At 44.1% G+C, this 26049-nt stretch carries 26 protein-coding genes and 1 other annotated feature; of the genes, 7 read left to right on the forward strand and 19 right to left on the reverse strand.

Annotated features, from left to right (window positions below):
* Positions 1-476: 476 nt before the first annotated feature.
* Positions 477-1133, forward strand: coding sequence for a peptidylprolyl isomerase (gene slyD / locus ACHA99_RS13025; RefSeq protein WP_393943175.1), 657 nt, complete (start codon positions 477-479; stop codon positions 1131-1133).
* Positions 1134-1358: 225 nt separating this feature from the next.
* Positions 1359-1730 (forward strand): hypothetical protein, encoded by a 372-nt coding sequence (locus ACHA99_RS13030; RefSeq protein ID WP_028760798.1) that lies wholly within the window; start codon positions 1359-1361, stop codon positions 1728-1730.
* A gap of 64 nt (positions 1731-1794) precedes the next feature.
* Here ACHA99_RS13030 and trpR read toward each other — a convergent pair whose 3' ends face one another.
* Complete coding sequence (gene trpR / locus ACHA99_RS13035) at positions 1795-2070, reverse strand: trp operon repressor (protein WP_028760799.1); 276 nt, start codon at positions 2068-2070, stop codon at positions 1795-1797.
* A 190-nt stretch (positions 2071-2260) separates the two neighbouring features.
* On the opposite strand from trpR, the gene ACHA99_RS13040 reads away from it, so the two are divergent.
* Positions 2261-2710 carry a cytochrome c gene (locus tag ACHA99_RS13040; RefSeq protein WP_028760800.1) on the forward strand — a complete coding sequence of 150 codons (450 nt, stop codon included), beginning with the start codon at positions 2261-2263 and terminating at the stop codon, positions 2708-2710.
* Positions 2711-2783: 73 nt separating this feature from the next.
* Here the strand turns inward: ACHA99_RS13040 and ACHA99_RS13045 are convergent, their stop codons facing one another.
* Complete coding sequence (locus ACHA99_RS13045) at positions 2784-3476, reverse strand: cytochrome b/b6 domain-containing protein (protein ID WP_113940655.1); 693 nt, start codon at positions 3474-3476, stop codon at positions 2784-2786.
* 299 nt (positions 3477-3775) lie between these two features.
* Between ACHA99_RS13045 and hpf the strand changes: the two genes are divergently transcribed.
* Complete coding sequence (gene hpf / locus ACHA99_RS13050) at positions 3776-4132, forward strand: ribosome hibernation-promoting factor, HPF/YfiA family (RefSeq protein ID WP_028760802.1); 357 nt, start codon at positions 3776-3778, stop codon at positions 4130-4132.
* 1646 nt (positions 4133-5778) lie between these two features.
* Positions 5779-5895: a sequence feature (Phe leader region), on the forward strand.
* Between the two features lie 41 nt (positions 5896-5936).
* Positions 5937-7931: a chorismate mutase gene (locus ACHA99_RS13055; RefSeq protein ID WP_393943179.1), complete on the forward strand. Its 1995-nt coding sequence runs from the start codon at positions 5937-5939 to the stop codon at positions 7929-7931.
* 174 nt (positions 7932-8105) lie between these two features.
* Here ACHA99_RS13055 and ACHA99_RS13060 read toward each other — a convergent pair whose 3' ends face one another.
* The 11 genes from ACHA99_RS13060 to ffh form a co-directional block, all read right to left on the reverse strand.
* A complete protein-coding gene (locus ACHA99_RS13060) occupies positions 8106-9380 on the reverse strand; it encodes a cation:proton antiporter (protein ID WP_393943181.1) in 1275 nt (424 codons plus the stop codon).
* 43 nt (positions 9381-9423) lie between these two features.
* Entirely contained in the window at positions 9424-9759 is a 336-nt protein-coding gene (locus ACHA99_RS13065) for a hypothetical protein (protein WP_028760805.1), read from the reverse strand.
* A gap of 156 nt (positions 9760-9915) precedes the next feature.
* Positions 9916-11091 carry an FAD-binding oxidoreductase gene (locus ACHA99_RS13070; protein ID WP_393943184.1) on the reverse strand — a complete coding sequence of 392 codons (1176 nt, stop codon included), beginning with the start codon at positions 11089-11091 and terminating at the stop codon, positions 9916-9918.
* Positions 11092-11165: 74 nt separating this feature from the next.
* Positions 11166-12830, reverse strand: coding sequence for a hydroxylamine reductase (gene hcp, locus ACHA99_RS13075; RefSeq protein WP_393943187.1), 1665 nt, complete (start codon positions 12828-12830; stop codon positions 11166-11168).
* Between the two features lie 216 nt (positions 12831-13046).
* Entirely contained in the window at positions 13047-14186 is a 1140-nt protein-coding gene (tyrA, locus tag ACHA99_RS13080; protein ID WP_263160814.1) for a bifunctional chorismate mutase/prephenate dehydrogenase, read from the reverse strand.
* 27 nt (positions 14187-14213) lie between these two features.
* The gene (locus ACHA99_RS13085; RefSeq protein WP_113940660.1) at positions 14214-15305 is read right to left on the reverse strand and encodes a 3-deoxy-7-phosphoheptulonate synthase; all 1092 of its coding nucleotides are present in this window, start codon (positions 15303-15305) and stop codon (positions 14214-14216) included.
* A gap of 260 nt (positions 15306-15565) precedes the next feature.
* Positions 15566-15919, reverse strand: coding sequence for a 50S ribosomal protein L19 (gene rplS, locus ACHA99_RS13090; protein WP_006080791.1), 354 nt, complete (start codon positions 15917-15919; stop codon positions 15566-15568).
* Between the two features lie 34 nt (positions 15920-15953).
* Positions 15954-16700, reverse strand: a complete 747-nt coding sequence (gene trmD / locus ACHA99_RS13095) for a tRNA (guanosine(37)-N1)-methyltransferase TrmD (RefSeq protein WP_028760810.1) — start codon at positions 16698-16700, stop codon at positions 15954-15956.
* A gap of 15 nt (positions 16701-16715) precedes the next feature.
* Positions 16716-17246: a ribosome maturation factor RimM gene (gene rimM / locus ACHA99_RS13100; protein WP_006080789.1), complete on the reverse strand. Its 531-nt coding sequence runs from the start codon at positions 17244-17246 to the stop codon at positions 16716-16718.
* 20 nt (positions 17247-17266) lie between these two features.
* Positions 17267-17518 carry a 30S ribosomal protein S16 gene (rpsP, locus tag ACHA99_RS13105; RefSeq protein ID WP_006080788.1) on the reverse strand — a complete coding sequence of 84 codons (252 nt, stop codon included), beginning with the start codon at positions 17516-17518 and terminating at the stop codon, positions 17267-17269.
* Between the two features lie 217 nt (positions 17519-17735).
* Entirely contained in the window at positions 17736-19109 is a 1374-nt protein-coding gene (gene ffh / locus ACHA99_RS13110; RefSeq protein ID WP_006080787.1) for a signal recognition particle protein, read from the reverse strand.
* A gap of 289 nt (positions 19110-19398) precedes the next feature.
* Here ffh and ACHA99_RS13115 point away from each other — a divergent pair, with 289 nt between their 5' ends.
* A complete protein-coding gene (locus ACHA99_RS13115; protein WP_028760813.1) occupies positions 19399-20187 on the forward strand; it encodes an inner membrane protein YpjD in 789 nt (262 codons plus the stop codon).
* Between the two features lie 99 nt (positions 20188-20286).
* Positions 20287-21561, forward strand: a complete 1275-nt coding sequence (locus tag ACHA99_RS13120; protein ID WP_113940661.1) for an HlyC/CorC family transporter — start codon at positions 20287-20289, stop codon at positions 21559-21561.
* A 130-nt stretch (positions 21562-21691) separates the two neighbouring features.
* Here ACHA99_RS13120 and ACHA99_RS13125 read toward each other — a convergent pair whose 3' ends face one another.
* The 6 genes from ACHA99_RS13125 to rnc form a co-directional block, all read right to left on the reverse strand.
* On the reverse strand, positions 21692-22216 hold the full coding sequence (locus ACHA99_RS13125) for a DUF962 domain-containing protein (protein WP_393943194.1): 525 nt from the start codon (positions 22214-22216) through the stop codon (positions 21692-21694).
* 209 nt (positions 22217-22425) lie between these two features.
* Positions 22426-22809 carry a holo-ACP synthase gene (gene acpS, locus ACHA99_RS13130; protein WP_028760816.1) on the reverse strand — a complete coding sequence of 128 codons (384 nt, stop codon included), beginning with the start codon at positions 22807-22809 and terminating at the stop codon, positions 22426-22428.
* Entirely contained in the window at positions 22809-23546 is a 738-nt protein-coding gene (gene pdxJ / locus ACHA99_RS13135; RefSeq protein ID WP_131523032.1) for a pyridoxine 5'-phosphate synthase, read from the reverse strand. Before pdxJ ends, acpS begins: the two co-directional genes overlap by 1 nt.
* 70 nt (positions 23547-23616) lie before the next feature.
* Complete coding sequence (gene recO / locus ACHA99_RS13140; protein ID WP_028760818.1) at positions 23617-24327, reverse strand: DNA repair protein RecO; 711 nt, start codon at positions 24325-24327, stop codon at positions 23617-23619.
* Positions 24328-24355: 28 nt separating this feature from the next.
* On the reverse strand, positions 24356-25372 hold the full coding sequence (era, locus tag ACHA99_RS13145; protein WP_028760819.1) for a GTPase Era: 1017 nt from the start codon (positions 25370-25372) through the stop codon (positions 24356-24358).
* The gene (gene rnc, locus ACHA99_RS13150; RefSeq protein ID WP_012088603.1) at positions 25369-26049 is read right to left on the reverse strand and encodes a ribonuclease III; all 681 of its coding nucleotides are present in this window, start codon (positions 26047-26049) and stop codon (positions 25369-25371) included. Before rnc ends, era begins: the two co-directional genes overlap by 4 nt.

Genomic DNA, 26049 nt, shown 5'->3' on the forward strand with positions numbered 1-26049 from the left:
GGCTATGCATGTGTTTGGGCTAATCCATGTTAATTTCTTGATAAACAGAATTGCTTTTTTTACCCGCGCTTGTCAACCCCTAAAATGGATTATTTATCCGCAAATCTTCACACTCAATAAAATACTGTATCAAGATTAGTTAATATAAAGTTTTCTAGGGGTAAAAATGCGATTTATGCAATAGATAACTGTTGACGTTAACGTAATAAAGCGAGAAAGCTATTGGATAATCACTTATTTTTCAGATAATTATTTATAGTTCACTTTTAACTAATGCGTTATTTGTTCTACCTCATCACTCAGGCCAAATTGACAGGCTAATGAGCAAAAATCACATTACACATGCTGCACCGCGTAAAACAGGCTTTAATCTGCCGAAAAAAAAGCTGTGCGATATCTAACATAAGCCACTTCAAATTATCGCCAGCACTAAAAAAGCACGTTATTATGCGCGCACATTCCGAACCGGAGGCGATATGAAGATCACTCAACACAGCGCGGTAACCATTCATTACCGTTTATCAGATCAAGAAGGCAGACTATTAGAAGACTCTTTCGACTCTGAACCTATGCTATATCTACACGGCACTGAAAACCTGATCCCAGGTTTAGAAGCCGCATTAGATGGTAAAACCAAAGGCGAAAAACTCGATGTCACTATTAGTGCCGAAGAAGCCTATGGCCCTTATCATGATGGCCTACGTCAAGCCGTGCCATTAGAAGCCTTTGGTGATATCGAAGATATCGTCCCAGGTATGCGCTTCATCGCTGAAACTGAAATGGGTCAGCGCCCAGTTCAAGTCATGGAAGTGAAAGACGATGTGGTTATCGTCGATGGCAACCATCCTTTAGCGGGCCAATCGCTCAATTTCAGCGTCGAAATCGTTGACGTTCGTGAAGCCTCAGCCGAAGAAATCGCTCATGGCCACATTCATGCCCAAGGTGGTTGTGGAAGCCATGGACATGATCACGACCACGGCGGTGGATGCTGTGGCGGTTCAGGCAAACAAGAAGCGGGCGGCTGTTGTGGTGGTTCAGACCACGATCATGGACACCACCATGAAGAGCACGAAGCCTGTGACACACCTAAAACAGGCTGTGACGGCAATGGCGGCTGTGGTTGCCGCGGCTAAACAAAGCCTGATACGAGAAGTTGTTTATCCGTAAGTGATTAAACTGCCATGGTTTAACCTTTTAAAATGCACGCCCTTAATTTAAGGTCGTGCATTTTTTATACACAAGCGTTTATAATATTCGTAATAGATAAATAACTGACTGGTAAATTGAAATATTCAAATTTTATATGAATATTTTCAATTAGATATTGATATCAACCTAAGTTAAGCGACGGAGTGCTTATGTTAACCAAACCACTTTACGAAATTTTGCCTTTTGGCTACATGGCGCTCGGTAGTTCGAGTTTTATTGCACTCGACATCAACTATGCCTTGATAGCGGCAACTGTGGTATTTGTATTAGGTGCGAGGATCTACGTTATGCGTTCTCAAAACCGTCGAACAGACTCGGCTAAGCGGCGTAAATCGGGTTATCTTCCCGAGATAATTTATAACTTTCTACCTTTTATCTATCTCTTAGCGGCGCTGGCTATCTTTAAATTCCTTCCCAAGGATCTTTACCCAATTCTGGCTATCTGTTTACTCAGCTACGGCTTATACATTCTGGTTCGTCGTTCCCTCTATCGTCGTCATAAGCTTCCCATCACGCCTTAAGGCTTAGTTCTATTCACCACAGTAGGAGCAGATGATATTCACAAGAGTTGTATCCACATGAACACTAACCAATTAATTTTTGAACTTTCGCCCTATGCTCAGAAGACATATTCTTCAAATAATTAGAACAACGTGTAATCGTTGCAATACTGACTTCATATTCCGCAGCGATATGCCTTTGACTCATTTCCCCGTCTAGCAGCAATTGAAAGACCTTCAAACGTCCGGCAACGGCACTACGTTCTTCTTCGGTTAACAGTAAATGAAACAACACAGAAAGATCTTCATAATTGCTGTGGCTCAAAATTTTTTCTAATACTAGATCCCAGTTAGCTCGCATAATCACCCTCATAAGTACTGTTCAAGCATTACATTAGCAGTCTAACAGATTTAGCCTACTTACAAATAAATTGTTACGTTTAGCCGTCTTATCCAGACAAAAACTGACAAAATTGCTTCTAGTACATCAAGTTAATTTGTGTACAATAGGAGTGCGATGTCACACTTCGACGCTAATTTGTGAGAATACGATGAAAAAATTACTACTTACTCTCGTTGCCAGTACCTTATTGGCTTCAACTGCTCAAGCACACAATTTCGAAGACTCTAAAGATGCAATTGAATACCGCCAATCTGCATTTGGTCTTATTGCTTATAACTTCGGCGATATGGCTGCCATGATGAAAGGTAAAAAACCTTTCGAAGCAGAAACCTTCGCAATGCGCGCAACGAATGTTGCTGCATTATCCAAAATTCCTTTCGAAGGTTTTATTGATGGCTCAGACAAAGGTGATACCGAAGCCCTAGCCAAAGTTTGGCAAGACAGAGCTGATTTTGATGCAAAAATGAAAACCTTCCAAGAGAATGCTGCCATTCTGGCTACTGTAGCTCAAAAAGGTAATCAAGCTGAAATCAAACAAGCCTTTATGGACACAGGAAAAAGCTGTAAAAGTTGTCACGACATTTATAAGAAAGATTAATTTGACGTTGTTTTTCCCATCAAAAAGCCTGCTAAATAGCAGGCTTTTTGATGTTCCCAAACTAAGTATAAATCTACAGAACCTGCACTATTGGCCACATTAAATAGCCAAAGACCACAGCCGCGCATACTGTGAACAGCACTAAAGCAAGCCACTCAGACTTGAATCGAAGCTCGCTCTTCGCACTTGATGAAAAAGCAACCTTCGAGACTTTCTTGTAGCCACTGATCATAGCACCAACTAACTTATCCCCTTTCATGGCATGAATAATCACAGCCAGTACATGAATGGCACTCAGCAAGAGAATAAGGTTAAAGTTCGTTTTGTGTAACCAAGTCAAAAACCCACTGGTATCTGAACTGACATAGCTATATAGCGGACCTTCGGTAAAAATATCATCGGTCGCAAAAAGGCCTGTAACTAATTGAAGGCTAATGATCCCAATCAACGCGATGACCATATAGCCACCGATAGGATTGTGTCCAAGTACCACAGACATCCCTTTAGTTCGAATCGATCTCAAGTAATCGAGTACAACTTTGGGGTGATGAACAAAGTGACTAAACCTTGCCGTATCGCTACCAATGAGCCCCCAGAGGATCCTAAATCCAATAAGGATCAGCAAACTATAAGCAAAAATTTGATGCCACTGCATTTCGCCCGCATCGGCACTCCACCATAAAAGCGCTAACAGACACACCATACCCCAATGGAAAATTCGCGTGGGTAAATCCCAGACCTTAATTTTAACGTGTTCAGTATTCATAAAATGGGCAAACTCAAAGTGACCGAATGGAATAAGTAGAGGTATTTTATCGGGATTCGGGATGAAACTTAAAGTAAATATAAGTAAATAAGGACAAAGATTGCGGAGTTATCCCATCGAATATGGCCTCATTTAGCTGGCAATACAAGGCTTTTCGGCCAAGAATTATTGATATTTGTCTAAGTGATCAAATATCCAACGAACAGTATCTAATGGACATAAAAACGTGATCTACATCTCGTTTTATAGTTCGAACCTTGGTAATCTGAAATCCAAGGAAACAACAGAAGGTTCGAAATATGCTAAAGATTACTAGCAAGCAACTTGAAGTCACATCTCCTATTCGCGAACGCATTGAAAGCCGTTTTGAAAAACTTTCAAGGCATGATGTGCAAATGATAAATCCCCATGTAATCATTACGGAGGAGAAACCTGGTTTCAAAATTGAAGCATCGGTTGGCATCCCAAATGGAGAACTCTTCGCTCAAGCAAAACATGAAAATTTATATACTGCGATTAACGCTATGGGCCAAAAATTAGAGAAGCAGCTCAATCGCATAACACACAAACCTGAAGCTCAACGCTCCACATCACTAACACCGACTAATAATGTTATTGAAATTGACGACGAGTACGAGGAGGAAGATGCGGCATAATTTAAATCTGGTGAGTGCGAGAAACGCATCACTTTGAGAGCAATAAAGTAGAAATATTTAATCAGATCACAGTTTTTACAAAAGCTTAGTGCAATCATTTTAATGATGAAAAAAACAGTTCTTTTGACTAAATACCTACTACACTTTACAAAGTGACAGCAAGAATCGAAGTGGTGCGGATTTAAATCGTTTCAAATGTTGATTTACTTTAAATTTTGATTTACAAATATTGATTAACAGAACTTAAGTTCTAAGTAACGTTACTGGATATAACTAAGGAGCACGACCAATCTAAGCCTTATAGTTTTAAGCACTAAGGTTTTAAGTACTAAGGTTTACTATTAATGATTAATTTTACTTATAATTTCTACGTTTAAAAGTTCAATTTTTATTTTCAACTAGGTTCCACTTTCAATAGCAAGTTTGGGAAGGAGGCAACACAAGAGCGAACAATTTGATTTTAGAAACAATCAAGTATGTTGGCATTCACTAAAAGCAGTACTCAATTTTGACCCAATATCAGGATGACCACCAGAAACAGGCGGCATTGCTGAATACCAGAGTTTACATAAGGAGCCGAGTACAGTACAACGAGTACATTAGCAAAACCTTTAACTATCAAATTTTTTATATCCACAATGGAGGCTCAGGTAAACATAAATCACATTAACAAAAGCTACATGAATAAAAGCGTTTATTGTAAAACGGGTCAGCACCAATACGTGCTAAACACTGAGATAAATGAGGTAACAACTGTCACGTTTAGTTAGATGTAGATTAGTTTGAAGAGAGTCATATTTACACTGATATGTTAGTTAGCGTTTTTAGCGTGTGATTTAATGTAAGTGCAATACGTTGGTTTGATTAAAAGTCATTAGTTTACTTAGTGTTATTTGTATAGTAAAAACTGTAAATCGTATAAATGTTTATTTATGTAATGTGTTAACGTTTACCATTAGTTGAGTTTTGATATTTATAGACACCTTAAATAATGTTTACTTATCAATTAAAAAGGAGGAAATCTAGACTTGACGAAAATTGTAATAACAGTAAATGAGAGCTTTTTATACGTTCCATGTATTAACATGTTAGATTTTAAAGTAAAAAGTAATAATGGTAATAATGGTAATAATGGTAATAATGGTAAAAATGTAAGTAGCAAGACCTAAACGCGTGACAAGGCTAAGCTGTTCTTACAGCAAAATGTACCTAGTACAACCAATGAGCCGTAAATCGTTTATTTTTAAATGTTCGTTTTGTTAGTGTTATTTTTTAATGTTATAGCTCCATGCAAGTGTTAATTGTTAAAATATAAGTGCAAGACATGTCAACGTAAGTTCGCTGGTACTGCAAACTGCATAGTTTCAAGGTTATACGCTATGCTGCATAAAGTACTTGTTAATGTTCATTATAAATGCAAGTCGTTATCTAGTGAGTTGTCAACGTTTTACTGTTACACGTAAATGTAAGATAAACGAATGTGTTACCTTGTCCCACACTGACCATAAGGAGGATAAACTCGCTTGACCATATATACATACTTGAACCAAACCAGCGCACCCTCGGGTGCGCTTTCTTTTTAGATTACCTTTAAGAAAGTTTTGATTGACAGCTAAGCCCTAGCCCTTTAGTTTTAAGGCCATGAAAATGATAACAGCAGCTTTTTTTACTTTCTTTTTTACACCCCCACTCTAGGAGGCGGATTTACTGTGTAAAAACGAAAGTAAAAATCCAAAGCCTCCCAACTGGGAGGCTTTTTTGTCTTAAACGATTGATAAAATACATGGCGGCAATTGAGGTCAGAATGCATACACCACAGCCTTTAAATCAAACCCGAGAGCAGATCACCCATCTGGATAATGAACTGCTGGCATTACTCGCAGAGCGCCGTCGCTTAAGTTTAGAAGTAGCCCGTAGCAAAGAAGTGGATGTTAGACCCATCAGAGATACCCAAAGGGAAAAAGAACTGCTCGCTCGACTCGTGAAAGAAGGCAGAGAGAAAGGATTAGATGCCCACTATGTTATCTCCCTTTACCAGAGCATCATTGAAGATTCAGTATTGAATCAACAAGCTTACCTTCACGGCCGCGCCAATCCAGAGACACAAAAACAACAGTATTGTATCGCTTACCTCGGTGCTAGAGGTTCATACTCTTATCTCGCAGCTACACGCTATTGCCAACGTCGCCAAGTTGAAATGCTGGACTTAGGTTGCCAAAGTTTCGATGAAATAGTGCAAGCCGTTGAGTCTGGACATGCTGATTATGGTTTCCTGCCGATTGAGAACACATCTTCAGGTTCAATCAACGAAGTCTACGACGTGCTACAGCACACCAGTCTGTCGATTGTTGGCGAAACGACGATTGAAGTCAGCCATTGCCTACTAGGAAAAGCTGGCAGTAAATTAGCTGATATCAAAACTGTCTATGCCCACCCTCAACCTATTAGCCAATGCAGCAGATATTTAACTCAACACAAAGACTTGAGACTGGAATACTGCTCAAGCAGCGCAGAAGCAATGGAAAAGGTAAACCAAAGTCCAGATAACAGTGCAGCAGCGATTGGCAGCGCCGAAGGTGGTGCACTCTATCAACTTGAGTCCATAGAAGCAGGTTTAGCTAATCAGAAGATCAACCAAAGTCGCTTTATCGTTGTTGCTCGCAAAGCCGTTGCCGTACCAGAGCAGTTACCCGCTAAGACTACATTGATCATGGCAACAGGCCAAAAAGCCGGTGCTTTAGTGGAAGCCTTACTGGTTCTAAAAGCGCATCAGTTAAACATGAGCAAATTAGAGTCACGCCCGATTCCAGGGACTCCTTGGGAAGAGATGTTCTATTTGGATATCGACGCGAATATCTCCAGTGAATCTATGCAGGCGGGTTTAAAGCAACTCGAGCGGATCACCCGTTTTATCAAAGTATTAGGCTGTTATCCTTGTGAAACAGTCAAGCCCACACAGCTGAGCAACAGCCAGCTACTGATTGAGCCCAGCACCTCTAAGGATCAAGTCATCAGCGAAAATGGTGCTAATGCCAGTCCAGTTCGATATAGCAAAGCCTATAAAGAGCAAGCCAGTGAAATCAACTGTGGCGCAATGACAATCGGTGCAGGGCATGTCGGTGCCATAGCCCAAATCACACTGAATAATGACATTTCACATTTAGCATTATCGGCTTTCGAGCAGCAAGTGAAGCAGCTTAAAGAAGCGGGATTCCAAGCCGTTTTGCTCAGCGCTGTTAATCAACTGACTATGGCAGAAGTTACTCTCGCTAAACTACGCCAAATCCTGCATCAATATGGCCTAGTGTGCATTATTGCCATAGCGCAAGAAGCTGATATGCCATTAGCAGTCCAGCACGCCGATATGTTATTCCTCGCAGGCAAGCAGATGTTTAACCAAACTTTACTAACTCAAGCTGGAACCCTACCGATACCATTAATACTTGAGCGTAACGATATGGCAAGTTTTGAAGAATTACTCACGGCAACAGAAGTCATTTTAAGCCAAGGCAATCAGCAACTGGTTCTGTGTGACTCAGGCATTAGAACCTTAAATAACGCTAATCTACCTTCACTCGATTTAGCGAGTCTGATCCAGATTAAAGCCACGAGCCATTTGCCGATTTTAATCAACCCAAGTTATGCCGTATCAGATGATGCCCTATTGGTTCAAACACAAGGAATTAAACAGCTTAAAGTGGATGGATTGATACTCAATTGTCCACTATCTAGCAGTGATGACCATGAGTCGCTTAACTTAATAAGCGCTGTGGTACGGGAATTATATCGGGCGAACTAAAGCTTTGATCTTGAGTGATTTAATTTAAAGTGAAATGTGGTTAGTTCGAAATGTGTTAAGGGATAAATGAGGCTTCTTTTATCCCTAATTGACTCAGACAAGCCTGCTAGCCAGTGTGATGACTAGCAGGCTTAATATTGTTTAGTATTGCAGCGCAGTGATCCTTTATGCATTTTAAGAAGAGCTAACGGCATTACTCCTACGGATAAGCCCTGTCATAGTAGAGCCCTGCACTAAAATCGAAAATACGACGACGGCATAGGTCATCACTAACAACAACTCCCGCAGCTCTACACCACCAATAGCATCTATGACGATACCCTCAGGCAAACTCATCGCCATAGCGAGGGCTAATCCTCCCCTTAAACCACCCCAAATCAAAATCGTCTCTGCATAGGGGTTGTATGACTTAAACAATCGAAAGCCTAAATAAGGTAATAACACACTCATTGCACGCGCCAACAAGACTATTGGTATAGCCACAAACATAAACCACCATAATGGCGCTTTAAAAGTGACTAACAAAAGTAATAAACCAAGCAATAGGAAGAGTAAGGCATTAAAGAAGGATTCAATCAGCGACCAAAAAGTAAATAGTTTCACTCGCTCGTTACGAGCAAAAAACTTAGGCACGCTGAAATTTCCTATAATGATCCCCGCACTCACCATAGCTAAAGGACCAGAAACACCAAGCACATCCGCCATGACATATCCCGCGGTTGGGATCAGCAGGGTAACCAGCATTAATTGCGTTTCTTCCTCGCAGTAGCGGAAAAAATGATGCAGCAGAAAACCAAGCACGCCACCGTAAATAACCCCACCTACTGCCTCACGAATAAATAACTCAGAGATATAGATAAACGTCAGTGGCTCTGTGGAGAAAGCCAATTGCGATATTGCCACAAAAATCACTAACCCTATGCCATCGTTAAATAAAGATTCTCCTTCTACTTGAATCGCGATATCTTCCGGCGCACCCATTTTCTTTAAAATAGCCAAAACAGCGATCGGATCGGTGGGCGAAATCAAGGCGCCGAACAGTAAGCAGTGGCTGAATTCTAGCGGGAGACCCAGCATAGGCGCGAACCAAAATAACAGCCCACCTATAATAAATGTCGACAATAAGGTGCTTATAAAAGCAAGGATTAGGATCTCCCACTTTTGATGCCTCAGTATTTTTAAGCGGATTTGTAATGCGCCGGCAAAGAGTAAAAAACCAAGCATGCCATTGAGCAGTAAAGCTTGAAAATCGAGTTTCTCTAAGCCAGAGACAAAATAAACATAAACGTCCCCACCTAAGGCCTTTCCCCCAAGGAGCAACAACAAACTCATTCCTAGGGCAATAGCAGTAATGGCCACAGTTTCCTGCAGTTTATGGACGCGAGAGGAGATAACCGAAGTCACTAGCGCCAACGCGCAGAGGACACACAGAATTTGGTAGCTGGACATAAGAGCCTCTAAAAATCATCAATTTAGAGACTCTAGCACAAGTTTAGATTTCTAAACCATCCAATAGACTTAACCACCCTTTAATGATCCTGTGGCAAAACCAAATGATCCCAAAGAGATAAATCGAAAGACTGAGCCAAGTCAGTGGAACGCAATAGCCGAGCACTAGCAAGCCAAGAAAGGCGAGATTAGAATGCCGTTGCCAACGCAAATGCGACGCCAATAATGGATTACCATGGAATTGGCGTTGGGAAAGATTAATGAACAAACTTAGCAGCACAGGAAGTAATAATAAGGGAAAACCCGACATCAAGGCGTACAACAAATGTCCCAGAGTACGGTCTTCAATTTTTGCGGCATAAGTGGTTGTCATTGTCATTGAGAGACTCCAGCCAGACTAATAGACTGGGCGCAAACATCATACGCCCTTGTCATTAACCTTACGTTCTCACTGAGATAAGCGCAACTAAGGATTAGAAATATTTCCATCCATTTAAAAATAAGTCACAAGTAAATGATGCTAATTAGCAGCACGTTAAAGTTTAAGTGTCACGTCGGATGCTAATGTTGTGGAGCAAGCGAGTACAAAACCGGCTTCAATTTCTGCAGTAGTCAGTGTCATCACGCTTGTCGATACCGTTTCGCCCTCCAAGACTTGGCACTTACACGCGCCGCAAACGCCCGAACGACAGGCCGCAATAATCGGCAAACCTTCGGCCTCAATTCCCTCCAGCAGACTTTGTCCTTGATTTAGCATCGTGCTTCGATCGCCAATAGACAAGGTAAAAGCCACTTCTGGTGGGTTTTCACTCGTTCCATCTGACGAGTTTGCTTGCATAAGCTGACTGCGGGCAACTTTCTCGGCCGTGGCAAAACTCTCATGGTATAACCGACTCATATCAAAATTGAGTTCGACCAATAAGGTTTTCACCGCTTGCATATAAGGTTCTGGCCCACAAAGGTAGATAGTACGCTCTGCAAAATCAGGTACTAAGGTTTGTAGCATCTGTGCACTTAACCGCCCGAAATCGAATGCTATCTTTGGTGAACACCCCAGTGTTTCAATGACAGTCTCAAGTACGTATCTGAGCTTAAATGCATTGAAACGGTTGGCCATAGTCGCCAATGATGACTTAAAAATAATATCATTCTCTGATCGCGCACTGTGCACAAAGGCAATATCAGCATCAATTTGCGTATCAGTCAGATAACGCGACATAGAGTACATGGGGGTAATGCCGCAACCAGCACTCAAAAAAAGGTATTTCTGCGCCGTTATAGCTAACAGATTAGCATCTAACTTTTCAGTCTCTGGCTGTTTATGGCTTAGCCGAGCAATATCAAACAGATTAAATTGCCCCGCTGGCGGCAGCACTCGCACACTCTGGCCGAGTAATAGATTGTCGATAAGATAATTAGATACGAGTCCACCCGCAACACGCTTAATCGTCACCATCAAGGAATAGGGCCTAGATGGCGATGATGACAAGGTATAACTGCGGCACACTTGCTCGCCATTAATCTCAAGCACAAAGGTCATAAACTGACCGGGTTTATAGTCAAACTTCATCGGCTCGCCCGCTTGAAAACGAAAACTCACGACATCCGAGGTTTCATTCCAGCGTTCGACGCACACTAATTGATTAACACTTCCGGGTTTATGGGGCGAAACCGATAATGCCCGCGCTCCCGCTATCACACTCATGTTCATAGCATTTACCCACAAAACACTGCGGCCTCAGTAAACAAGCCAAAACCGCAGTTCAGCAACAATTCTTGGTTGATTTAAGCCACGTTTAACATATTTTTTAAATCGGCTTCGACTGTCGTGGTATTACGCAAGCCAAACTTATCTTCCAAAATTTTGGCTAAATTGGCCGTAAGGAACGCAGGTGGCGTCGGGCCTGTTCGAATATTTTTAACGCCAAGTGACAACAGTGTCAGCAGTACTACAATGGCTTTTTGCTCAAACCAAGAAAGCACTAAGCTCAGAGGTAATTCATTGATATCACATTCAAACACTTCAGCTAATGCAATCGCTAACTGAATCGCTGAATAGGCATCGTTACATTGGCCCACATCGAGCAAACGTGGAATACCGTTAATGTCACCAAATTCGAGCTTATTGAATTTGTACTTACCACAGCCTAGCGTCAGGATTATTGAATCCTTAGGTGTGGATTTAGCAAGTTCAGTGAAGTAGCTTCTGTCGGCTTTGTCGCCATCGCAACCGCCAACAAGGAAGAAATGCTTAATCGCACCACTCTTCACATTTTCAACCACGGCGGGCGCTGCGGCCATCAAGGCATTACGGGCAAAACCAATAGTGATAGTGTGTGGGATTTCATCATAGATAAAGCCTTCTAAGGCTGACGCTTTATCAATGACAGCCGAGAAATCATCTCCTTCGATATGCACCACACCAGGCCAACCCACTATGCTGCGAGTAAAGATACGATCACTATAACTACCCACATTTGGATCGATAATACAGTTAGATGTCATCACCACAGCACCAGGGAAATTGGCAAATTCTTGCTGTTGATTTTGCCAAGCACTGCCGTAATTTCCTACAAGATGTGCATATTTTTTAAAGGCTGGATACGCCAGTGCAGGAAGCATTTCACCGTGGGTAAACACATTGATACCCTTGCCTACCGTCTGCTCGAGAATAAGCTCTAAATCCTTCATGTCATGGCCAGAGACTAGTATGGCTTTGCCCTTAACTGACTTAGTGTTGACCACAGTTGGCTCAGGATGACCAAAGGCCTGAGTTTCACCCGCATCCAGCATTGCCATTATGCGGTAGTTCAACTGACCTATGTCCATAGCCGTAGTAAACAGCTTATCGCCATCTACACTCGGCTCACCTAAGAAAGACATGATTTCATGGAAGCGCCCTGCCACATCAGCATCAGTCTGACCCAACACGCGAGCATGCTCCATATAAGCAGCTGCGCCCTTAAGGCCATATAAACACAATAACCTCAATCCCATGATGTCTTCATGAACTTCATGCTTATCTTTATTCAGCAATGCAATCGGTGCCTGCGCTAGCATTTCAATCTTACTGGTCCCCAGCACTAACTGAGCGACTTGCGGCACTTGCTCAGCAACAATGCCCGCTTGTTCACAAGCCGCTTCGTAGGATGCCTTTAGCTCAGTTCGATACTTAGCCGCCTGCTGCGCATAGGCCATAATGCGCTCGTCATCAAAGTTGACGTTGGTAAGGGTAGAGAAAAAGGCTTTAGGCACGAAGCTGTCAATTTCAGTATCGATAATGCCTTGCTCACGGGCTTTAACGGCATAAACAGACACGCCTTGCAGCATGTAAATCAGCAAGTCTTGCAGATCGGACGTTGCCGCCAACTTGCCACACATACCTTGGGAATAACTACAACCATTGCCAGCGGGTGTACGAATGGTTTGCTCACACTGAATACAGAACATGGATAGACTCCTAATTTAAATTCATGCTTTATTTTTGCATGTTTAAAACTAGTCTACCTAAACGTGCCATAAGCAACAGTCATTTCTAAAGTGAGATGCTAAATGTTAGAGAAAGATCACCTTAAGCAATTACTAATAAATACAATGTGACCTGTTAAAAATCCATAAAAAAATGCCCATCAATGATGGGCGTTTTAAAGAGTAACTGTTTATTTATTAATTGGTTTTCATATCATTTACCGATTGCAGCATAATACGGCTTTCGCGTTGGAATTGAGGGGCAAAATCCCCAAACCATTTGGCGACACTTTGGAACTGCTTAATAAACTCGTTCCTGTCACCCCGTTTTAGTAGCTCTAACGCTTCACGGTAGTTGTCTAAATAATCACCAATAGCATGCTGACTATCTTGCTGGGCAAAAATAATATCGGCGTAAAGCTCTGGGCTTTGGGCGAATAAGCGCCCTACCATAGCCAATTCTAATCGGTAAATCGGCGAGCTAAATTGCAGTAAAGTATCAATATCGGCCTCTTCCTTACACAGATTCAAACCATACACAAAGGTCGAGAAATGACGCATTGCCTGCACTAGCTGCATCGCATTGTCGTGACGCTCTGGTTCTGCTTCGACAATCCGCGCTCCCCAAATAGCGATCTGCTCAAGCAACCACTGGTATTTTTCTGGCGAGCGACCATGACACACCACCACGACTTGCTTCGCCAGACTGCCCACATCAGGGCCAAACATAGGATGAAAACCAACGACGGGACCAGAATGCGCCTCAAGCATGGCTTTAACCGGCTCAGTCTTGATGGAGGTCAAATCTGCCAGAATGCAGTCGGCTGGTAATTGGGTCAGTTTTTCACGAATAAGCTCACAGGTAATCGCAATAGGCACTGTCACTAACACCATCCCCGCATCGGCAAATAAGCTATCCGCTTGCCGCCAATCGTCTTTATCGAGCAAATTCACTTGGTAGCCGGATAAGGTCAGCATTTGTGAAAATAGTCCACCGAGTTGCCCTTTACCGCCGACAATCACCACTGAGCCAAGATCTTTTTTAACTTGCTTAAAACCAACATCTTTTTCATTGAGGTAAGACTCACGCATCAAGCGACGCAAAATATCTTCGATCAACTGCGGCTCGATCCCCATAGTTTTTGCTTCTTCACGGCGTTTAGCCAGCATGGCGGCTTCACGCTGAGGTGCATAAATAGGTAAACCGGCGCCGTGTTTCACCGTGCCCACTTGCGCAACGAGATCCAAGCGCTTACGCAGTAAGTGCAGTAATTGCTGATCAACACCATCAATCAGGCCGCGAAGGTGTTCTAATTCGGCCGTTGTTTTTTCATTCATACCTGAGTCCATTAAGCTGTAACCAATTTAAGCGTTAGCTACTTTCAGCATATCGAAACGCGTTGGAAGTATTGAAGATAACTTCGCTGCACCTTCCCGTAAAATGGTTTCTGTTTTTTCCCAATTAATACAAGAATCTGTTACAGAAACACCGTAAGCTAGCTCGCTTAATGGCCTATCACAACTTTGATTGCCTTCATTTAAATGACTTTCTAGCATGACGCCAATAATCGACTTATTGCCGTTATAAATCTGCTCGAACACATCTTCACAGACAGGCTTTTGGCGGCTGTAGTCTTTGGATGAATTGCCATGGCTGCAATCGATGATCAAACGTGCATTGAGTTTGGCTTTATGGAGCTGCGTTTCACACTCTGCCACACTCGCCGCATCATAGTTGGGCGTTGCACCACCGCGTAAAATCACATGGCCATCGGGATTACCTGCAGTTTGCAATAATGCGACTTGGCCCTGTTGGTTTATGCCCATAAATCTGTGGCTACTGGCCGCCGATTTTAGCGCATTAATCGCTACATCGAGCTTACCATCGGTGCCATTTTTAAAGCCCACCGGCATAGAAAGACCCGATGCCATTTCCCTATGAGTCTGCGATTCAGTGGTGCGAGCGCCAATGGCAGACCAAGTGACAAGCTCAGAAATGTACTGAGGACTGATAGGATCGAGTGCTTCGGTGGCAACAGGCAGTCCTAACTCGGCCAACCAAATCATTAGCTCACGGGCCATTTTCAGGCCTTTTTCGACATCGAAGGATTCATCCATATCGGGATCGTTGATCATGCCCTTCCAACCTACCGTGGTACGCGGCTTTTCAAAGTACACTCGCATTAAGATGTAAAACTCATCACTGAGTTCATCGTGCAGGGTTTTAAGCCTTAAAGCGTATTCCTTAGCAGCGGCGATATCATGGATGGAGCAAGGCCCCGTGACAATCAATACTCGATTGTCACGCTTATGAACAATATCAGCCACGGTTTTGCGGGCATTGAGGATATAGCGATAAGCATGCTCAGAGAGTGGCAAGGCATTTTTAAGCTCTTGCGGCGTGATTAAGACTTTCTCTGAACTGATGTGTACGTTGTTAATCGTATCTTGTTGCATGCTTACCACCTAAGACTTAGTGTTTAACCCAGTTATCGAAGCAGGACTTCAAGTCAGCTTGGGCATTCATTTCGGATATAAAATAGCGTAAATCCATCGCAATGTACTTTTGTAATGCTACGCCATTACAATCAGGCGACCACTATGCCTGTTCATTCTCTTTAGATCAAGTATAAATACTCAAAAAACAGCAACAAAAAACCGCCACTAGGGCGGTTTTCTGTGCGAACACTACGTCTTGTTTTCTGTAGCGGTAACTATTACTTAGTTGCCAGCTTCTCACGGATACGTGCAGATTTACCTGAACGATCACGCAGATAGTACAGTTTGGCGCGACGAACGCGACCACGACGCTTAACTTCAATGCTAGCGATCAGTGGGCTGTGCGTTTGGAAAGCACGCTCAACACCTTCGCCATTAGAGATTTTACGTACTGTGAATGCAGAGTGCAGACCACGGTTACGCTTAGCAATTACAACGCCTTCAAAAGCCTGTAAACGCTCTTTATCGCCTTCTTTAACACGAACCTGAACGACTACTGTATCACCAGCACCAAACGCAGGTACGTCTTGTTTCATTTGCTCATCGTTGAGCATTTTAATGATGTTGTTCATAACTTACTCCGTTCTAGAATTAACTGAGCTACGACTAAGCATGCTTGTTCATTGCTTCAACGAACTGCGCTAATAGAGTCGTTTGTTCGTCAGTCAGAGCTAGATTTTGCAATAATTCTGGCCGTCTAAGTAAAGTCCTACCAAGGCTTTGCTGTAAACGCCAGAGTCTAATTTGTTCGTGGTTGCCACTTAGCAGCACTGCCGGTACGTCAAGACCATCCAAGCTTTCAGGGCGAGTGTAATGTGGACAATCCAGTAAACCGTCGGAGAAAGAATCTTGCTCCGCCGAAGCTTGTTTTCCTAGCACGCCAGGAACCAATCTCGATACTGAATCTATCAGAGTCATCGCCGGTAATTCGCCGCCCGAAAGCACGTAATCCCCTATCGACCACTCTTCATCCACTTCCGTTTGAATGATGCGTTCATCAATACCTTCGTATCGACCACAGACCAAAATCAAACGTGATGATTGAGCCAACTCAGTGACGCCTTGCTGATCCAGCTTGCGTCCTTGAGGTGACAAGTAAATCACCTTCGCACCTTCACCCGCTGCGGCTTTCGCTGCATGGATGGCATCGCGCAAGGGTTGCACCATCATCAACATTCCGGGACCACCGCCGTAAGGCCTGTCATCTACCGTATTATGTCTATCATGGGTGAAATCACGGGGATTCCACGTGTGCAACTCGAGCAGGCCGTTTTTCACGGCTCGACCCGTAACACCAAAGTCTGTCACGGCACGGAACATCTCTGGGAACAGGGTTATTACCCCTAACCACATCTGTTGTACCTCGACTTAGAAGTCAGGATCCCAATCCACTAAAATCTGTTTACCTTGCAGATCCACCGTTTTGATGAACTGCTCAGGGACAAAGGGGATCATACGTTCCACTTTGCCGAAACTATCTTTAGCGTTGGCTTTAACGAGTAATACGTCGTTCGATCCTGTTTCCACGATCTGATCGACAATCCCCATGTTATAGCCTGTTGTATTGACCACTTCGCAACCGATGAGATCACGCCAGTAGAATTCATCTGCTGGCAAATCGTTCATCTGTTCCGGCAAAATCGCAATCTCACAATTTGTGAGCATTTGCGCTTGCTCCCGTGTTTCTACGCCATCAAGTAAGGCAACAACGGCCTTGCCTTGATAACGCCACTGGGTGACCTTTATTTCGCGCCATTCACCATTTTCTTTAATAAGCCAAGGTGAATAGTCAAAGATACCTTCAACAGAATCGGTATAGGCGGTGATTTTCAGCCAACCTTTAATGCCATGACAGGAGCCTAATTTCCCCAGTACGACTGGCTGTTGGTTACTGCTCATCAATCTATACCTTAACGCTATTAAGCTGTTGCTTTACGAGCGTCTTTGATCAGTTTTGCTACACGTTCTGTAGCAGCTGCGCCGTTAGAAACCCAGTGCTCAACGCGAGCTAGGTCTAAACGTAAAGTTTCTTCTTGGCCACGGGCCAATGGGTTGAAGAAACCAACACGCTCGATGAAACGACCGTCACGAGCGTTACGGCTATCAGCAACAACGATGTTGTAAAATGGACGCTTTTTTGCGCCGCCACGAGCTAAACGAATGGTAACCATGCGTTTTCAATCCTCTAATGATTTGCTTGAAGCAAAAATAAAAACTGGAACCCCGTGTTCGCGAAGAGTCCCAGATAGAAAGCCGGAAGATTTTACCTGACTTTCCAACGAATGCAACCAAAGATGGCGATTATTACGCCTGCGCCCTCAGTAAGCGGTTCATTGTTGCCAGAGTCAACCGACTGATAAAGTGCTAAGTTTAACTAAAAATGCCCGATTAACGTCCCGGAAATTTCATTCCTGGTGGCATCATACCGCGCATTCCGCGCATCATTTTTTGCATGCCGCCCTTAGCAGACATTTTTTTCATCATCTTTTGCATTTGAGTAAACTGTTTCAATAAACGGTTTACATCTTGAATTTGCGTGCCAGAACCGGCAGCGATGCGACGTTTGCGTGAGCCCTTGATTAAATCAGGGTTCTTACGCTCCTTGGAAGTCATCGAATTAATAATGGCTTCCATTTGACCTGTCATCTTGCCGTCTTGGATTTGCGCTAAGGCTTCTGGGGGCAATTGACCGACACCGGGCAGTTTTTCCAGCATATTCATCATGCCGCCCATGTTTTTCATTTGCTGTAACTGCTCACGGAAATCTTCTAAATCGAAACTGCCACCTTGCTTCACTTTCGAAGCCAGCTTCATGGCCTTTTCTTTATCGACGCCGCGCTCAACTTCTTCGATAAGCGATAACACATCGCCCATGCCCAAAATGCGTGAGGCAATACGGTCTGGATGGAATGGCTCTAACGCGTCGGTCTTTTCACCCACACCGAGGAATTTAATCGGCTTGCCCGTAATGTGGCGAATCGATAACGCCGCACCACCGCGCGCATCACCATCGACTTTAGTTAAGATAACCCCTGTCAGTGGTAAAGCTTCATTAAAGGCCTTAGCGGTGTTTGCCGCATCTTGACCTGTCATAGCATCAACAACGAACAAGGTTTCGATAGGCTTGACCGCTGCGTGTAAGCCTTTGATCTCGTCCATCATGGCTTCGTCGACATGCAGACGACCTGCGGTATCGAGGATCACCACATCGATAAACTTTAATTTAGCGTGGGCAATCGCCGCTTTCGCAATGTCGATTGGCTTTTGGCTAACGTCCGATGGGAAAAACTCCACCGCCACTTCTTGCGCTAACGTCTCAAGCTGTTTAATCGCCGCGGGGCGATAAACGTCAGCACTGACGACTAATACCGATTTTTTATGGCGTTCGCGTAAAAATTTACCCAGTTTTGCCACACTGGTGGTTTTACCCGCACCTTGCAGACCCGCCATCATAATCACAGCTGGCGGCTGAGTGGCTAAATCTAGGGCTTCATTCGCCTCGCCCATGGATTTTTCAAGTTCACTTTGAACTATCTTAATAAAGGCTTGGCCTGGGCTTAAGCTTTTAGAGACTTCTTGGCCAACGGCACGTTCTTTTACGTTATTAACAAATTCGCGCACCACAGGCAGGGCAACATCGGCCTCCAGCAGTGCCATACGCACTTCGCGCAGGGTTTCCTTAACGTTTTCTTCAGTTAAGCGACCACGGCCACTGATATTTTTCAGTGTGCGTGACAGTCTGTCGGTTAGGTTCTCAAACATCGTCCTGTTCTATACCTTTAAGAATCTCGATTGATGGGTTGTATTATAACGATGCATGCGCATTATGCTACTGCTGCACCCATCTTGATTGTGGTTAAGTGTTTTACTTGCGCTGAGTCATGTTTTATTGTCGTCGACACACTATTTAACCCTAACAATAAGAATCTGCTAAATTTTGCAACTCATGTCACTGCCCATTTGCCGACAGCTCATGTTATTCTAGGGAAAATATTGATCTGTATGCCCCGTTTTTAAGGCACCTTTAACTACACAAATAGGTTAATTACCCATGGTCATCTTTTCTGCCTCAGCCATGTTTTTTTATTGCATTGCATTGGTACTAGTGACGAGTCGATTGTTTCACCCAGACGGTCCGAATCGCCGTGCTGTCGCAGGCTTTGCCGCTATTGCGGTTATTTTGCATGCCGCAGCATTGTCACAAGTGATTTTCACCACAGATGGCCAAAACTTTAGCCTGACGAATGTGATTTCCTTAGTGAACTGGATTATCGCTTTTACTTTTACGATATTGATGTTCAGGCTGAAAGTCATCGTCGTCGTGCCCGTGGTTTACGCCTGCTCAGTGCTTTCGGTTGCCCTACTCTGGTTATTGCCACCTAAGTTCATCACGCATTTTGAGCTTTATCCTGAAGTATTAGCCCACGTCGTATTGTCACTCATGGCCTACAGCGCCCTGATGATTGCCGCCCTGTATGCGATACAACTGGCGATGATCCAAAATAAACTGAAGAAAAAACAATTTATGCTGAGCCCTGGCATTCCGCCGCTGATGACAGTTGAAAAACAGCTTTATCATCTGGTGATTATCGGCGTTATCTTGCTCAGTTTGTCGCTCGCGACTGGTTTTATCTTCCTTGAAGATATGTTCGCCGATGGTAAAGGTCATAAGGCAATTCTGTCGATAATGGCTTGGTTTGTATACATTACTATGCTGTGGCAACAGTATTGGGTCGGTTGTAAAATTCGTACCGCAGTCATTTATACTCTGACTGGCGCATCCTTACTTTCGCTCGCATATTTTGGCGCGCGCATTGTCAAAGAGTTAATCCTCAACTAAACATTTATGTCGGCTGGGGCAGTTATTGCTGCGGCCGACTTGACACTTTTTTTAAATGTCGGTATTTACTTAAGTTTACTGGCCACATTGGAGCCTTTTTTGGACGCTATATCGACAAGCGCACTCCTGATCGTTTTACTAGTGCTTATCCTATTCTCTGCCTATTTTTCAGGCTCAGAAACCGCAATGATGACTCTCAACCGTTACCGTTTACGCCACTTAGCCAACAATGGCCATAAAGGGGCGATTAGAGCCTTGAAGTTACTTGAGCGTCCTGACCGTTTGATTGGATTGATCTTAATTGGCAATAACTTAGTCAATATTTCCGCATCTGCTATTGCGACTATCATTGGTATGCGTCTTTGGGGCGACTTAGGGGTCGCTGTTGCAACAGGCGTGCTTACGTTAGTCGTGCTCGTTTTTGCTGAAGTCACGCCAAAAACCATCGCAGCGCTAAATCCTGAGCGCATTGCTTTTCCCTCTAGCATACTGCTACTTATACTTTCCTCGACCTTTGCCTATGTTGTCTCAAGCGTTAATTTGATAACCACAGGTATCTTACGTTTGATGGGGATAAAAACAGTTAATAGTAGCGATGCACTAAGCCAAGAAGAGTTGCGCACTGTGGTACATGAGGCAGGGGCACTCATCCCCCGACGCCACCAAGAAATGCTGTTATCTATCTTGGATTTAGAGAAAGTCACCGTTGAAGATATTATGGTGCCACGCTCAGATATCTACGGAATTAACGTCAATGACGAATTTAAGGTTATCAATCGTCAGGTGATCCAAAGTCCACATACTCGAGTGTTAGTGTATCGCGACACCATAGACGATGCAGTGGGCTTTATTCATTTACGCGATGCCCTGCGCCTCCAATCTAAAGAGCAATTTAGCAAGTCATCTTTGCTACGCGCAGTGAAAGAACTCTACTTTGTGCCAGAAGGTACGCCACTCAATGTGCAGCTAGCTAACTTCCAACAAAATAAAGAGCGCATCGGCTTAGTCGTTGATGAATATGGTGATATTCAAGGTCTAGTGACACTCGAAGATATTCTCGAAGAGATTGTCGGCGACTTTACCACTTCTATGTTGACCACCCCGAGTGAAGACATTAAGGTCCAGCAAGATGGCAGCTACTTAGTTGATGCGGGCATTACGATCCGCGATTTGAATAAAGAAATGAAGTGGAACTTTCCCACCGATGGCCCTAAAACCCTCAATGGTCTGATTCTGGAGTATCTGGAGGAAATTCCTTCTGCGAATACCAGTTTACGTTTAGCAGGTTATCCATTAGAGATAATTGATGTGTCAGAAAATATGATTAATACAGTGAGAATTATCCCGCTGTATTATCATCCCCCCAGAGTTTAATCCCCAATTTTGAGCATAAAAATTGGCCGAACCACGCGAGTTAAGATGTGGTCCGACCGACGATTTCCTCCAAGCGATGATGCTCCCCCAAGCTATAAATCTATCTACTCTAATTCACTATCTAGCCAAGCTATGCAGACTTTTTCGCCTCAAGTATACGGCGCTTCTCAAGCGCCATTGGCGTTATCTGGGCGTTCAGCGCCTTTTCTAAGCCCAACATAAAATACACTTCCGCCATTAAGAAAAATGGCCCAATTAATAGCTGATTTAAGTCATCCACAAAGGCAGGCTTGGCTTTTTCATATTGATGGCCGATTAGCTGGAACACCCAGCCCACCACAAATACCCCTAGGGCAAGCCAAGTGGCACCGGCGATATGCGCCGCCCACTCAGTAGTGAGCAGCACAGGTACCATGAATATTATGAGCCCCATTGAAAGCCTTAAGTGTAAACGGACATAATAGGCCAACACGAATATACCGACTATCACTGCTAAACTTGTCTCCCCCATACTGCCCAGCGGAATACGCACTGTGGCCAACAACAGGAAAGCAGACCAAATAATCAGTGGGATGCCAATAAAATGGGTCTGAATATTACGCTGATTTAAATGCACACTTTTGTAGGTCGATAACTGCTCTGCGGCGGATTTCATGTCGGGTTCCTCTTCATTTGCCCCTGATTTTACCTGCGCCAAATTGAGCGACGCGCAAGCCATAAACTAACGTAAAACAATTAAACTTAACAGTAAAAGTAAATAAATTGTTGCATTCGCTGATTTAACACTTATTTGGATACCCATCCAGAAATGAAAAAAGGAACCCTAAAGTTCCTTTTTTACCGCCAACAGACACAAACTCGGGTTTATTGAGACTCTATGATTACCGTCGCAATTGCATAGGATTTTTCATCGGCAATAGAGATATGCCCAACCGTCGCTTTAAGCTGCTGTAAGCGCGTCAGCGCACCTTCGGTAAAGTGAATCGTCGGTGCACCATCCTCATTGTTGCCAATGTGAATATGCTGAAACGACACGCCGCGGCCAATACCCGTACCGAGAGCTTTGGCTGCGGCTTCTTTTGCCGCAAAACGCTTGGCAAGATAACGACTTGGCTGACTATGGGCAGTATAAATGGCTAACTCAGACTCGGTCAGCACACGTTTCGCCAGCTTGTCACCTGCGCGCGCCACATGCACCTGAATACGCTCAATCTCGACGATATCTGTGCCTAGGCCGACAATCGCCATTATTCGCCTCGACGACCTTCAAGCATTAACACTTTCATGTCTTTCACTGCTGTCGCTAAACCGTCAATAGCGGCACGTGCGACAATCGCATGGCCGATATTGAGTTCATATAACTCAGGAATCGCCGCGATGGGTTTCACGTTGTGATAATGCAAACCATGACCCGCGTTAACCACTAAACCTTTGCCATGGGCGTATTTTGCCATTTCGCGAATACGCGCTAACTCAGTGGCTTCTTCTGCTTCCGTTTTAGCATCGGCATAACAGCCCGTATGAATTTCAATAAGCGGTGCGCCAGAGGCAACGGCGGCATCAATTTGAGTTTTATCGGCATCGATAAATAAGGAGACTTGAATACCCTCAGCAGCTAAACGAGTCACTGCAGCAGTGATTTTATCTAACTGCCCCGCTACATCTAAACCGCCTTCAGTGGTGACTTCTTGACGTTTTTCTGGCACTAAACAGACATAGGTCGGCTTAATTTCACAGGCGATGTTAAGCATTTCTTCGGTCACCGCACATTCGAAATTCATGCGGGTTTTCAAGGTTTTTGCCAACAGATACACATCGCGGTCTATGATATGGCGCCTGTCTTCACGCAAATGGATAGTGATGCCATCGGCGCCAGCATGTTCAGCAACGGCAGCAGCATGCACAGGATCAGGATAACTGGTGCCACGGGCTTGGCGCAGAGTAGCAATATGGTCGATATTCACGCCCAATAAGATACGGCTCATCGGGAACTCCTTAATGTTTAACGCTGATATTGCGGCCTATTGTACTTAGGCTCACGCTAAAAAACAGGAGCTAGGGCGAATTATTCCCATCAATCTTAGTTGGTACGGCTGTGCTGACGAACAATTGTCGACTCAACAAAGGTTTAGTCCCGAGTAATGGCGTTAACAGGGAGCGCATCAACAACTTAGCACTCAAAAAATGTGCGTCGGTGAGCTGGTTATCGTTAAGCGCCGTCAACATTGCACCTTGATAGGCATTGCGAGCACGGGAGTTGAGCACAAATTGAAAGCCTAACTCAGGCACGAGCTGGTAATAATCATCAGGCACGAGTGGTTCACCTTGAGTATCGCGGCTAAGAGAAGGCATAAAACCTAATTCCCGCAGCAAGGCAAGCTCAATATAACGCAGTTGGGATTGGCAAAACTTCGCGGCAAGGCCGACTAAGGCTTGATGATAAATGAGGAACAACTCTTCGGCATTGTGCTGTACAGACAAAGTGCGAACCAATAACTCATTGATATACATGCCAGCAAACAAGCTTTGACCAGAAAGAGGCACAGCAGGCGCAGCGGCTTCGACTTGAGTTAAGGTTTTTAATTCAGACTTACCGCTAAATTCGAAGATCAGCGGTTGAAAGGGCTGGAGAATACTCTTGATAGAGCGCTTACCGCTGCCAGTTCGGGCAACCACATCAACCCGTCCAATGCCGTCAACTAAGAGGTTAACTAAGACACTGGACTCTCGATATGGGCGATGATGTAAAACGTAACCACGTTTCATCGGTAAGCGCGCTCGCTGAAATTAATGCTTAATCGTCGCCGTAACCTAAGCTACGCAGGGCGCGTTCATCATCGGCCCAACCAGATTTCACTTTCACCCACACTTCAAGGAAGACTTTATTATCAAACAAGGTTTCCATGTCTAAGCGGGCTTGAGTCGCAATAGTGCGAATACGTTCGCCCTTGCTACCGATCACCATACGTTTCTGGCCTTCACGCTCAACGAGGATCAGGGCATTGATTTGATAAACGCCATTTTCCATCATCTTAAACTGTTCGATCTCAACCGTCGCATCATAGGGTAATTCATCACCTAAGAAGCGCATCAGTTTTTCGCGCACAATTTCCGACGCCATAAAACGTTGCGAACGGTCGGTAACATAGTCTTCAGGGAAGAAGAAAGGTCCTTCAGGAATAGACGCCGCCGCTAGCTCTAAAATGCGCTTAACGTTGGTACCTTTACTGGCTGAAATCGGCAAAATTTCATCGAAAGGATATTTTTTGGCGACTTCTTCCAAATACGGGAACAGCGATTCTTTGTCTTTGATATTGTCGACTTTGTTAATCGCCAGAATTGTCTGACGCTCTTCACCGCCACGGCGTAATTTACTCAACACCATCTCATCATCGGCGGTCCACGTCATGCCATCGACCACGAAAATTACCATAGCTACATCGGCAAGCGAACTGGCTGCTGCGCGGTTCATCAGGCGGTTAATCGCCCGCTGCTCTTCTATGTGTAAACCTGGTGTATCGATGAACACGATTTGCTTCGGACCATCGGTATGAATACCCATGATACGGTGGCGCGTTGTTTGTGGCTTTTTAGAAGTAATACTTACCTTCTGACCAAGTAAACGGTTAATTAACGTTGATTTACCGACGTTAGGGCGACCAATGATCGCTACCATGCCGCAATAAGTGACATCGTATTGGGCCGACGGCGTTGGCGCGGCCGCATTCATCCTTGCCAGTAATTCATCTAAACTCGGCTCAGTTGCCGCTTTTGCAGCATCGATACCTGACAAGTCTGTTTTTTTGGTCATTTCTTTAGTAACTCCAATACTTGAGCGGCCGCGATTTGCTCGGCTTTACGGCGTGAACTCGCCACACCAATGACGCTTTGACTCAAGTCTTCAATACGACATTCAACGGTAAATGTCTGATCGTGGGCATCGCCTTCTATGTTGATTACTTGGTAATCAGGCAGCGGCTTTTTAAACCCTTGTAAATGTTCTTGCAGTAATGTCTTAGCGTCTTTCTGGCTGATCCCAGGTTGGATTTCGGCCAAACGCTCGGCATACCATTTCAACAGTAATGCACGGCAAACTTCGAGATCGGAATCAAGGTAAACGGCGCCAATAATGGCTTCAACCGCATCGGCAAGAATCGACTCGCGTCTAAATCCGCCACTTTTCAACTCGCCAGGACCGAGATATAAATAATCGCCGAGCTTAAACTCTTGGGCGATGATAGTTAAGGTATCACCGCGAACTAAGGTGGCACGCATCCGGCTTAAATCGCCTTCGGTTGCCTTCGGAAACTGATGATATAAAGCATCAGAAATCACAATAGATAAAATTGAATCACCTAAAAACTCTAAGCGTTCATTGTGTTTATTTGCCGCACTTCTGTGGGTCAGCGCTTGAGTCAAAAGCTCAATATTCTTGAACTCATAACCTAAAGTACGACACAAACGTGGCAAATTTTTAATCGGTTCCAT

Origin of the sequence: Shewanella sp. S23-S33 (genome assembly GCF_043359565.1) — a bacterium.
Lineage (GTDB): Bacteria > Pseudomonadota > Gammaproteobacteria > Enterobacterales > Shewanellaceae > Shewanella > Shewanella oncorhynchi.

What these genes read in the sequence shown, in the direction of transcription:
- pdxJ (WP_131523032.1), bottom strand. Translation starts at nt 23,546, where the DNA reads ATGAGCCGTATCTTATTGGGCGTGAATATCGACCATATTGCTACTCTG.
- ACHA99_RS13030 (WP_028760798.1), top strand. Translation starts at nt 1,359, where the DNA reads ATGTTAACCAAACCACTTTACGAAATTTTGCCTTTTGGCTACATGGCG.
- trmD (WP_028760810.1), bottom strand. Translation starts at nt 16,700, where the DNA reads ATGTGGTTAGGGGTAATAACCCTGTTCCCAGAGATGTTCCGTGCCGTG.
- ACHA99_RS13070 (WP_393943184.1), bottom strand. Translation starts at nt 11,091, where the DNA reads ATGAACATGAGTGTGATAGCGGGAGCGCGGGCATTATCGGTTTCGCCC.
- era (WP_028760819.1), bottom strand. Translation starts at nt 25,372, where the DNA reads ATGACCAAAAAAACAGACTTGTCAGGTATCGATGCTGCAAAAGCGGCA.
- rnc (WP_012088603.1), bottom strand. Translation starts at nt 26,049, where the DNA reads ATGGAACCGATTAAAAATTTGCCACGTTTGTGTCGTACTTTAGGTTAT.
- ffh (WP_006080787.1), bottom strand. Translation starts at nt 19,109, where the DNA reads ATGTTTGAGAACCTAACCGACAGACTGTCACGCACACTGAAAAATATC.
- rplS (WP_006080791.1), bottom strand. Translation starts at nt 15,919, where the DNA reads ATGAACAACATCATTAAAATGCTCAACGATGAGCAAATGAAACAAGAC.
- ACHA99_RS13045 (WP_113940655.1), bottom strand. Translation starts at nt 3,476, where the DNA reads ATGAATACTGAACACGTTAAAATTAAGGTCTGGGATTTACCCACGCGA.
- ACHA99_RS13115 (WP_028760813.1), top strand. Translation starts at nt 19,399, where the DNA reads ATGGTCATCTTTTCTGCCTCAGCCATGTTTTTTTATTGCATTGCATTG.
- ACHA99_RS13125 (WP_393943194.1), bottom strand. Translation starts at nt 22,216, where the DNA reads ATGAAATCCGCCGCAGAGCAGTTATCGACCTACAAAAGTGTGCATTTA.
- slyD (WP_393943175.1), top strand. Translation starts at nt 477, where the DNA reads ATGAAGATCACTCAACACAGCGCGGTAACCATTCATTACCGTTTATCA.
- recO (WP_028760818.1), bottom strand. Translation starts at nt 24,327, where the DNA reads ATGAAACGTGGTTACGTTTTACATCATCGCCCATATCGAGAGTCCAGT.
- ACHA99_RS13065 (WP_028760805.1), bottom strand. Translation starts at nt 9,759, where the DNA reads ATGACAATGACAACCACTTATGCCGCAAAAATTGAAGACCGTACTCTG.
- ACHA99_RS13055 (WP_393943179.1), top strand. Translation starts at nt 5,937, where the DNA reads ATGCATACACCACAGCCTTTAAATCAAACCCGAGAGCAGATCACCCAT.
- tyrA (WP_263160814.1), bottom strand. Translation starts at nt 14,186, where the DNA reads ATGAATGAAAAAACAACGGCCGAATTAGAACACCTTCGCGGCCTGATT.
- ACHA99_RS13040 (WP_028760800.1), top strand. Translation starts at nt 2,261, where the DNA reads ATGAAAAAATTACTACTTACTCTCGTTGCCAGTACCTTATTGGCTTCA.
- acpS (WP_028760816.1), bottom strand. Translation starts at nt 22,809, where the DNA reads ATGGCGATTGTCGGCCTAGGCACAGATATCGTCGAGATTGAGCGTATT.
- ACHA99_RS13085 (WP_113940660.1), bottom strand. Translation starts at nt 15,305, where the DNA reads ATGCAACAAGATACGATTAACAACGTACACATCAGTTCAGAGAAAGTC.
- ACHA99_RS13060 (WP_393943181.1), bottom strand. Translation starts at nt 9,380, where the DNA reads ATGTCCAGCTACCAAATTCTGTGTGTCCTCTGCGCGTTGGCGCTAGTG.
- hpf (WP_028760802.1), top strand. Translation starts at nt 3,776, where the DNA reads ATGCTAAAGATTACTAGCAAGCAACTTGAAGTCACATCTCCTATTCGC.
- trpR (WP_028760799.1), bottom strand. Translation starts at nt 2,070, where the DNA reads ATGCGAGCTAACTGGGATCTAGTATTAGAAAAAATTTTGAGCCACAGC.
- rimM (WP_006080789.1), bottom strand. Translation starts at nt 17,246, where the DNA reads ATGAGCAGTAACCAACAGCCAGTCGTACTGGGGAAATTAGGCTCCTGT.
- hcp (WP_393943187.1), bottom strand. Translation starts at nt 12,830, where the DNA reads ATGTTCTGTATTCAGTGTGAGCAAACCATTCGTACACCCGCTGGCAAT.
- rpsP (WP_006080788.1), bottom strand. Translation starts at nt 17,518, where the DNA reads ATGGTTACCATTCGTTTAGCTCGTGGCGGCGCAAAAAAGCGTCCATTT.